Genomic DNA, 10,438 nt, shown 5'->3' with positions numbered 1-10,438 from the left:
CCGTTGAGGTAGGGGAAGAGGACGTCCTTGTTGCGGGGGTTGCGCTGGATGAGGTCGTGGGCCTGTTCGGGGGTGAGGATGAAGCCCTTACCCAGGACGTTGGACCCCTGGAACGACTTGCCCTTGTTCGCTACCAGACGATTGCCGGTTGCCAAGAGTGCAGGTCAGGACGATTTAGGGGCGGATCTCGCCAAACTCATCGCGTTACGGTAAGTGCTCCACGACCAGGCACATGACGTTCCCCATGACACTCGACAAGTTCACTGAGGCTCAGCGAGCGGACGGTTACTCGACCAACACCATCGGCGCCCGAGTACGTTGCATCAAGGCCATAGCCCGCTCTGCCGGCGTAACCGCAGGCCAGCTCAAGGTCGATCATGTCATCGCGTACTTCGCCGCACGCCCCTTACGCCCATGGTCACGCAGAACCTACCTGAACCATCTCCAGGCGTTTGGAAAGTGGCTGGGAGTGGATCTCATAGAGGGCATACGCAAGCCCGCAGCACCCCGGTCAACACCTCATCCGCTCCCAGAAGATGAACTCAAGCGGCTCACCGCAGTCACCCGTGGAGCGCACAGGACCTGGGTCCTGCTAGGGGCCTTCTGCGGCCTCCGCGCGCACGAAACGGCCAAACTTGCCAGGGAAGACCTATCCACTCTCGATGACGGCACAGCGATACTCCGCGTTACAGGCAAGGGCGGACGCACGGACACCATCCCTGTGCCACCGGTCGTCATGAAGGCACTCGACCTGACGGGAAGCGGCAGATTCTGGGAAGGAACGCGTGCCGAATCCGTCTCACGAACTGTCGCCGGGATCGCTGCAAAGATCGGCATCCGCATGCGCTACCACCAGCTGAGGCACCGATACGGAACGATGGTCTACCGCTCTTCCGGCAGAGACCTGCTCATGACGCAACGCCTGATGCGCCACGCGTCTCCAGCGACCACAGCTGGGTACGCGGCCGTCGCGGACGACCGTGTTCACGTGGTTGTGCTTGATCTTCCAGGAGCTGACCCCGGCGCATCACGGTCCAAGGGACGGAAGACGAGCCCAAACCGGTGCCAGTCGTGCCGCCAGGAAGCCCGAGTCTGAACGACGCGAGCGGCACATGAAGCATCGGTGACGCGGCATGTGCTCGCCTTCTACGACGGAGTCGCGGACCACGACACAGATCGCTCGGTTATGGGCGACGAGGTTGTGGCTGATGCTGCTCATGAGTTGGTCGCGGCCGGTCCGCAGCAAACCGGGGACTGAATCTGCGCCCTGTTGGGCAGCACTGCCAAGTGGTTCCTGGTCGCCAACATCTGCCCGCTGTACGGGGAGAGCCTGGACATAGGTCTTCGCCAACGAGTGATCCACGACGGGGCGCTGCGGACAACTGAGGTCGATGGCAGCTTCGGTCACCGACCTCTATAATTTCGTGCACGATTCCGAGTGTCACGAAGAAGACGTCGTGGGACTTCGCAAACTGCGGGCGCCGGCCCGACCTTCACTCCCGCCCAGTGGAGCGCGTCATGTCTGTCGTCGACACCAGACTGATTCAGACCGCCGTCATCGGCGTGAAAGACTCCGACCAGCCCGTCATCCTCCCCGAAGAGCCTTACAACCTTGACCAGTTCCGTCGCTACTTCCAGGGAAAGCGGTTCTGGTGTGGCACGCTGCTCGGCGGTTGCGGCGGGGAGTTGATGACCAAGCGGTACGAAACGAAGGTGTGCCACTTCGCCCACTATCCGGACCATGCGGGCACTGCTCCTGTGTGTGATCGCATCGCAAACGGTGCCGACAGCGCCGACCATCTCTTCATCAAGAGAGACGTGATCGCCTGGCTCCAGGCCCAGGGGCTTCGCGTACGTGCCGAGCTACGCAACCTCGGTACCGGTCCCGGCGACGCCGTGGACTTCTGGCTTCCTTCGACCCACCAACTGCTGCGATTCCAGCTGTGTCTCCAGGACTACCGCACCTGGTACCGGGCCGAACGGGAGCTGAGCACGTCCTCGGAACAGATGGACTGGCTCTTCGGCTCCGAAGGGCCGATCTCCGCCAACATGACGGAGCGGCAGGGCTACGCGCTACGCGTCAAGTGTGAGACCCACGGCTCGAACCGGCGTGTCCTGATCGGCGTCGAACGCACCGGGCGGCCTGTCACCTGGTCACCACTTGACGACTGTCGACTCACTTCCGACGGGCTGGTCACGCCCGTTCTGGAAGAGTTACTCAGAGACGGCAGTGTCACCCAGCGCGGCAAAGGCGCGTGGCTCCGACCTGCCACGTTCCCACTCCGCGCCGATCAGATCGTCTTCGCTATCGATGCCAAGGCTCCGGCGCCCAAGCACTCCCCACTCGCAGCCGAAGGCCGCTACATCATCACCGCGGACGTGAAGCCCGCCGGCAGCCGAATCATCCGCGCACACGTGTCCCTTCCGGATGTCGTCCCCGTGCCGACCGAGCAGTACGTGTATCGGCTGCACGGGGTAGCCCGTCTCCTCCTGACCGACCCTGATCCGCAGGACGGCGCACAATGGGCTGTGAGGGCCGATGGCGTCATTCAGCTCAGCGGCATCGAGGCAGAACGCACCGGCCTGTGGTGCCCAGGCGTTGCCCTTCCCAAGCCTGTACGGACAACATCTGCCGCCCCGGTTCCGGCCCAGCGCCCCGCTGCAGAAACGACCGTGGCCCCTTCCGGCCGGGCCAATTCAGCGCAATCGGCGAGTAGTGTCCCCGCGAGTGATCCGGAAACGGTGGCCCGGGTCCGCAAGGCCCTGGAGGACTTCGCCAGGCGCCGCACCCCCACGACATGGAGCACGCTGGGAACGGTCGCGAAGCTCAATCTGGTCCGCCTCTCCCCGACCGAGCGCCGGGACCTCCTCATCGCAGTGGATCGCCCCGCCACGCCGGACAAACCGATGCTCTCAGCCTTGGTACGAGACTCTGGTGGCCGTCCGTTGCCGGATATGACGACCATCATCCGCAAGCTCGGGCTTCAGGCACCCGCCGATGACATCACCTTGAAGCTCTGGTGTGACCGTGAGAAGGAGCGCGCCTTCCAGGCCCACAGCTCATCGCGTGTCCTCGTGATCCCTGCACGACTCACGCTCAGCGCCAACGGCAGGGCATCCGAGCAATCGGTGGTTACCCAGCCCAAGAAACGCGCCGCAGCACGGCCAGATAGTGAGCATCAGCGACGAAACGGCCCTCTAGAAGAAGGAGTGGAGCGACTTCGGCAGGTCTTGACACAAGCCGAGGAACTGCTACCACGAATCAGTGGACGACACCACAAGCGCCTGTCCGGCACAGCCAAAGGGGCGCGTAACCGCCTGAACGCTTACGAGTCCGCACGGGCCAAGGGCACGGCCTATCTCGACTGGCTCGGTGGCCGGAGCGATACACCTGGCCACCACGCTCAGCTCCTGGCGCGGGCCATCGAAGCTGTCGAACCCTACGCCAGCAGCCAACCAATCCCGAAAGCCGAGCCAGTAGAGCCTTCCCGACCGACTCCGCCGCTCATCAGCGCCGAGTGCTCCCCTTCCAAGCCTCCGACCGGCGAAGTGACAACCGAAGCATCAAGAGATTCAGCCGCTGAGCAATTCCAATCACTGGTAGACCAGTTCAGAGAGGCACAGCAGATCCTGGACGTCCACCGGGCGGAACAGATCTATCGCATGGCCACCCCGATCTACAGAATGCAGTCTCCTGCACTTCAGCACCAGAATCGCGCGATCATTGCAGAGATTAGGACGTGGGTGGGCGTGCAGCAGCCCAACCGCTCCTCAGCGGTCCTCAAACGCTGCCGACGTCTGATTCACCGAATGCGGGAAGAGAAGGACACTCTGAGTATCGATGCCCTGGCGGCCCTTGCGACGGAAGCGGAAGCACTGAGCGCACGAGTCACTCTGTCCGACACTGAACAGAAGGATCTCGCCAGATGGCAGCAGCACCTCAAGGCGCGACGCGAGGCCGAGCGGCCCGCCTCGGCTGGTGATCTGTCTGCAAACGAGCCCACGTCAGAAGGTCGGCTCTCCCCGTCACAGGTTCTACAACTCGCCTCTGCCGTACGCACTTTGCTGGAACAGACCGCACGGGGTCAGTCCCTGACAACGTGGGGTGACCTGCGACGGCGGCTCGGGGGGAGCGCCTTGCCCCACCTGCATCCCGATGATCAGGGCGAGGTCCTCGTTGCTATCGACCATGGCACTCCGGCAGACGAGCCCCTGTTGTCGAGCCTCATCGTCGTGGGTGACGGCGAGATCCACCCCTTGTACCGGCACGTGGCCTTCTCTCTCGGCCGGGAGGTCCCTCGCTCTGACGCAGCCCTCCGGAGCGAGTGGACCGTGGACGTGCTGCGCCTACGCGCGCTGTGGAAGCACCGGTGATGGGCGATGAGATTCTGGCCAGTACGGACCATGAGCCGATCACGGAGGTCCGCAGCTAGCTGAAGCTGGACTTGGACCGCCCGGAATACGGTCCACGCCCGCCGGCACAGGGCTTTGCGGTAGCGCGGCGGGTCTCCGAAGCTGGCAGGGCCCTCGGGGCGGCGTGAGTCGTTGCCGAACTTGCACGGCCCTGAGGGGCTCACCGCGGCTCCATCAATGTCAGTGGACCCCCCTATCGTTGTTCGCGGGTGTCGGTCAGCACGGTCCGCGCCCAGGGAGGGATACGCGCATGCCGTCGCCATCACAGAACGCCCCCGCTCCAGAGCCCGGCGTTCCCCACCCCGTGGACGAGGTCCCGCAGACCTTCCGGTCCGGGACGTCGTACGACGTCCGGGAGGAACTCGGCGATCTGATCTCACGGGATCTGCTCGGGCCGTGGGCGGATGAGACCGAGGCACTCGCGCCGCACAGCGCCGGGCCCCGTGACCGCTACCTCGTCGGGCTTCTCGGGCCCCGGCCCGCGCCGACCGACGCGCCCGTGAAGGTCGCGGCGGGCCAGGCGGAGACCGAGGTTAGCGCTGAGGGGGACGGGCGGGACCCCGAGCTATCGGAGCGGCTCACCCCGCAGGCCGCCGGACGGCTGTGGGCGTCGTCCATGGGGCTGAGTTTCCTGGTGCCGGCCGATGTGGGCATGCTCAGTGTCGTCGCCTCCTGGGGCCGGTACCGGCAGAGCGACAGCAAGACGGACGACGGCCGGGCGGTGCGCGCGTGGTCGCGGGAGCCCGTCCGGCATGAGGTGGACATTCCCGTCGACTCGTCGGGCACCGTCCGCAAGGTTCTCGAAGGCGTCGACGACACCGACCCGGACCTTCCCTGCATTCGGCTCGACATACACGTGCGGGAGCGTCCCGGCACCGTCGACGGCGCGGATAACTTGCGTTTCGTCGACGTGTCTCTGATCAACGCGCTGGAGGAGTCCCGTGAACTGCGGGACGGGCAGTGGCTGTTCCAGACGAAGTTGGAAGTCACCTCCTTCGACGGGCAGTCCAGCGTCTTCCTGCCGATCGACGACCCGTTGTCCGACGAGCCCGGCCACATCCTGGAGAACCCCGAGGAACAGCATCTGCGGCTGCTGTACCGGCAGGAGTTGAAGCACGCGCACGGGCGGAACGTCGCCGTGCACGCGAGTGTCCTGCCGAAGGGGCGGCGCGCGGTCAAGTTGGAGACGACCTGGCTGCCGGTGAAGGACGTACCGGCCACGGTCGCGCCGAACACGGGCCGGCAGCCGCTGCTCGCCGGTCTTGAGGTGAGCATGGACAAGCTCGCCGAACTGGCCGTCTGGGAGCGGCGCGACGAGCTGCTGAAGGCCCTGCAGCCGCTGGCCGACGGCTACGACGGCTGGTTGCAACAGCAGGCCGCCAAGGCGGAGTCGCTGTCGGGCGAACTGCGGACCACCGCGCTGCGAGCGGTCGACGAGGCCCGCGACGCGTGCGGTCGGATCGCCCTCGGCATCGAGCTGCTGCACACCGACCGGGACGCGCTGCGGGCGTTCCGGTTCGCCAACCGGGCCATGGCCATGCAGCGGCGGGCCACGGCGACGGCCGCGCTGCGGGCCGAGGGCGGTGAGAAGCCGCCCACGTACGCTGCGGCCTACGCCGAGGTCGATGCGCGCGGTCCTGTGGCCGCGAGTTGGTACCCCTTCCAGCTGGCGTTCGTGCTGCTCAACCTGTGCTCCCTCACCGCCCCCGCGCACAAGGAGCGCAGGGCAGACAGCACCGCCACGGTTGACCTCCTGTTCTTCCCGACCGGTGGCGGCAAGACGGAGGCGTATCTCGGTCTCACGGCCTACACGTTCGCCATTCGACGACTGCAGAAGGTCGTCGGGGAGGGCGAGGACGCCCGCGAGGGGCGGGACGGCGTCGCTGTACTGATGCGGTACACCCTGCGGCTGCTGACGGCGCAGCAGTTCCAGCGGGCCTCCGCCCTCGTGTGCGCGACGGAGGTGCTCCGCAGGGAGGACGAGGAGGTCTGGGGCCGCAGGCCGTTCCGTATCGGGCTGTGGGTCGGTGCCGGGGTCTCGCCGAACTGGTACGGCGACGCGGCGCAGCAGATCGCCGAGGCCAACGAGTCCGCCTCGGGGCGGCATGCGAACGTCCTGCAGGTGTTGTCCTGCCCGTGGTGCGGCGAGGAGCTGCGCGCGTGGCGGGACGTGGCACCGGACGACGTACGACGGCGCGTCATCGTGTACTGCCCGCGAGGGGAGGACGCGGAACCCTGCCCGTTCTCCCGGATGCGGGCGCGGGGTGAGGGGCTGCCGATCCTCACGGTCGACGAGGAGATCTACCGGCTGGTGCCGAGCCTGCTGATCGCGACCGTGGACAAGCTCGCCCAGCTGCCGTGGCGCGGCTACGCGGGAATGCTGTTCGGGCGCGTGAGCGCCTACTGCGAGAGGCACGGTTACCGCCACGACGACCTCGATGAGGAGATCGGCTGTGGATCCCGGCACAACGCCAAGGACCGGCACAAGGCCGTGACCAGCCGGCCGATGCCACGGCGGCTGCGGCCTCCGGACCTCATCATCCAGGACGAGCTGCACCTGATCTCCGGGGCGCTGGGCACCACGGTGGGGCTGTTCGAGTCGGCCGTCGACCAGTTGTGCACCTGGCGGGCGAAGGACTCCCACGGGCAGCTCCGGGACACCGGGCCGAAGATCGTCGCGTCGACGGCCACCACCCGCAACGCCCGTGCGCAGGTGCTGGGCGTGTTCGCTCGGGACCTGGCGATCTTCCCGCCGCAGGTGGTCGACGTCAGCGACACCTTCTTCTCCCAGCAGGTCGACGTCACCCGGGACAACCCTGGGCGGCGCTACTACGGCGTCTGTGCGCACGGGGTGCGCATGAAGGCCGCCGAGATCCGTGTCGCGGAGATCCTGTTGCTCGCCGGGCAGCACATGTTCGACCTCTACGGTGCTCCCGCAGATCCGTACATGACGGTGGTCGGGTACTTCAACGCGACCAAGGAACTCGCCGGTATGCGGCGCGTCCTGGACGACGACGTGCCGAGCCGACTGCGGGCCAACGGACGCCGCCGGGGCATTGCCAATCGGCTGCTGCGCGACACCGACATGCTCAACCTCCAGGAGCTGACCTCCCGCATCTCGTCGGCGGAGATCAGCGCCACCCTCAAGCGGCTGGAGATCGGGTTCAACCCGGAGCACGACACGTCGGTCCGCAAGAAGGCGATTGTCGACGAGCTCCGGGATGCCGGGAGGGTCCGTGAGCCGCGGGTCCTGCCTGCCCCGCTGCACCGCAGGCCGGTCGACCACGTGCTGGCCACGTCGATGCTCCAGGTGGGCGTGGACGTCTCCCGCTTCGGCCTGATGGTCGTCACCGGGCAGCCGAAGAACACCGCCGAATACATTCAGGCGTCCTCCCGCGTCGGACGTCAGGCCAAGCGGCCGGGCATCGTGATCACGCTCTACAACTGGGCACGGCCCCGGGATCTCGCCCACTTCGAGGACTTCGAGCACTACCACGCGACGTTCTACCGGCAGGTCGAAGCGCTGTCGGTGACCCCGTTCACGCGGCGGGCGCTCGACCGGGGCACCACCGCCACGTATGTCTCCGCCGTGCGGCAGGCGTGCGACGAGTTCTCCGACAACGTGGACGCGGAGGGGGTGGACCTCGACGACCCTCGGGTGCAGGACGTCGAGCGGCGGCTGCTTGCTCGCGCGGAGGCCGTGGACGGGGACCGGGCGCGCGGCTACCTCGCCGAGCGCATAGACGCCCTGCGTGACGCCTGGACGGCCAAGAAGGGTGAGCAGGGCAGGCTCGGCTACCGGGGCCAGACCCGGCAGAAGCAGACGGTGCTGGGCCTGCTGCGCAACGCGGACGGCAGCGGATGGGACGTGCTCACCGTCCCGCAGTCGATGCGCGAGACGGAGAACGAGATCAACATGCTGTTGTCCGCCGACACCGTGCTGTCGGCCCCGGCCGGCAACGCCTGGGAGTTCGGACCACCCGCCGAAAACGGCGACGGCCCAGATACGGCGAGCGGCGACGAACTCGGCGAGGTGCCGGACCCGGACGGGAACGGCGACGACGACGGCACGGCCAGGGGGCGGCGGTCATGAGCAGCGGCGGATACTTCAGGCGGGTGGGGGCGGTACGGCCGAGCCACCTCATGTTCACCGGCGGCGTCGGCGCCCTCGTCGACCTGCCCAACTTCTCCGTCATGGTCAAGGGCCTCGACCACTGGAGTTACGCCGGTGTGCCCGATCCGGTAATCGAGGAGCCCCGGCTCCGCGGGGCCGTCAACCGGGCCCTGCGGCGCTACGGCCCGAACCAGGTGGGCGAACTGCGCGCCGCGCCGTGGATCCCCGGAACCGACACCGACCCGAAGGGGAACGCGGCACGGATCGGCGTGCCCGTAACCCCCTTCCCGCAGTGGCTGCGCTGCACGGCTTGCAATGAGCTGGCCTCCCTAGGCTCGGGCAAGTGGGGATTCGAGAACAACAACGCCCGCCGCCCCGACGAGGCGCGGTTCTACCACGAGAACTGCTACCGGAAGAAGAAGGGCCGCAAGCCCCTCGCCGTGGCCGCCCGCTTCGCGCTCGCCTGCACCAAGGGCCACCTCGACGAGTTCCCGTACACGGAGTTCGTGCACGAGGGTCGCGCCTGCCCCGACACGACGTACCCGACGCTGCGGATGCGCGACAACGGCGGCAACCTCGCGGCCAACGTGTCCCTCGAATGCCTCGTGTGCAAGAAGGCCAAACGCAACATCCGGGACGCGATGGGCGACAAGGGCCGCGAGAACCTGCCCCGCTGCCGTGGCCGGCACCCTCAGTTCGACGGCGTCTACGACACCTGCGACGAGACGCCGTATCTACTGGTCGTGGGCGCGTCTAACCAGTGGTTCCCCGTGACGCTCAGCGCATTGGCACTGCCCGACACCGGGACCGACTCGCTGCGCAAGCTCGTCGAGGAACGCTGGCCGGACCTGGAGGACTTCGAGGATGAGGCGGAGATCGCCATGTTCGCCAAGAAGTCGAAGCACCACCGCTACCTTCGCGACTACGAGCCCGCACAGGTCTGGCAGGCCATCTCCGCCTACCGCGCGGCCCTGTCGGGTGATGCGGGCGAGACCGAGCAACCGCCGGGCCCTCCCGACCTGCTGACCCCCGAGTGGCACGTCCTGTCCGCGGCGAAGACCGCCGACCCGACCGAGGACTTCGCGCTCGTGGACGCCTCGCTCAGTGGGCCGCTGTCCACCGTCTTCTCCCAGGTGCGGCAGGTGGAGCGGCTACGCGAGGTGCGGGCCCTCATCGGCTTCACCCGGCTGGACGCTCCCGATCCCGAGGACCCCGGCCTGGTCACCCGCGTCGACCTGGGGCGGCGCGAACGCGGCTGGGTGCCAGCCAGCGAGGTGCGTGGCGAGGGGCTGTTTCTGCGGGTGGACGATCACCTGATCGAGCAGTGGGAGCAGCGGGTCGCGTCGAGCGACGCCCTCGCCGCACACGCCGCGGCATTCGGCCGGTTCCGTGACCACCGCAGGTCGGAACGGATCCAGGACGGCTCCGACCTGATGCAAGGCTGGCCGGGCGGTCGCTACATCGCCCTTCATACGCTCTCCCACCTGCTCATCCGCACCATCGCGATGGAGTGCGGCTACAACTCGGCGAGTCTGGCCGAGCGGATCTACAGCGGCGACGCCGAGGAACGGCGGACCGGCATCCTCATCTACACGGCCGTCCCGGACTCGGAGGGCACGCTCGGCGGGCTGGTCTCCCTCGCCGATCAGGACCCGAGCACCGGGGAGAACCGGTTGGCCAGGATCGTACGGACGGCGCTGTACAAGGCGGGGCGGTGCTCCTCGGACCCGCTGTGCGGCGAGCGTCTTCCCAAGGCGCCGGAGGACTTCCTGCACGGTGCCGCCTGCCACTCCTGCCTGTTCGTGTCCGAGACGACGTGCGAGCGCGGCAACCGGTTCCTGGACCGGCGGTTCATCACCCACCTGGCAGGCGACCCGAAAACGCTGGCCCTAATCCCGAACTTCGGGTGAG

4 protein-coding genes are annotated in these 10,438 nt (G+C 67.3%); all 4 read left to right on the top strand.

The annotated features are described in order from the left end of the window. The first annotated feature begins 244 nt into the window (after positions 1-244). The 4 genes from ACWD3I_RS45905 to ACWD3I_RS45890 all read left to right on the top strand — a co-directional run bounded on the left by ACWD3I_RS45905 (position 245) and on the right by ACWD3I_RS45890 (position 10,437). On the top strand, positions 245-1,096 hold the full coding sequence (locus ACWD3I_RS45905; RefSeq protein WP_365406612.1) for a tyrosine-type recombinase/integrase: 852 nt from the start codon (positions 245-247) through the stop codon (positions 1,094-1,096). A 422-nt stretch (positions 1,097-1,518) separates the two neighbouring features. Then, positions 1,519-4,374, top strand: coding sequence for a competence protein CoiA family protein (locus tag ACWD3I_RS45900; RefSeq protein ID WP_365406609.1), 2,856 nt, complete (start codon positions 1,519-1,521; stop codon positions 4,372-4,374). A gap of 289 nt (positions 4,375-4,663) precedes the next feature. Further along, positions 4,664-8,506 (top strand): DISARM system helicase DrmA, encoded by a 3,843-nt coding sequence (gene drmA / locus ACWD3I_RS45895; protein WP_365406606.1) that lies wholly within the window; start codon positions 4,664-4,666, stop codon positions 8,504-8,506. Next, complete coding sequence (locus ACWD3I_RS45890) at positions 8,503-10,437, top strand: DUF1998 domain-containing protein (RefSeq protein ID WP_365406603.1); 1,935 nt, start codon at positions 8,503-8,505, stop codon at positions 10,435-10,437. The genes drmA and ACWD3I_RS45890 overlap by 4 nt, the downstream gene beginning before the upstream one ends. Position 10,438 lies beyond the last annotated feature (1 nt).

It is taken from the genome of Streptomyces sp. NPDC002817, assembly GCF_053592055.1.
The sequence above is the reverse complement of the archived record's forward strand: the minus strand, read 5'-3'. Positions and strand labels throughout refer to the sequence as shown.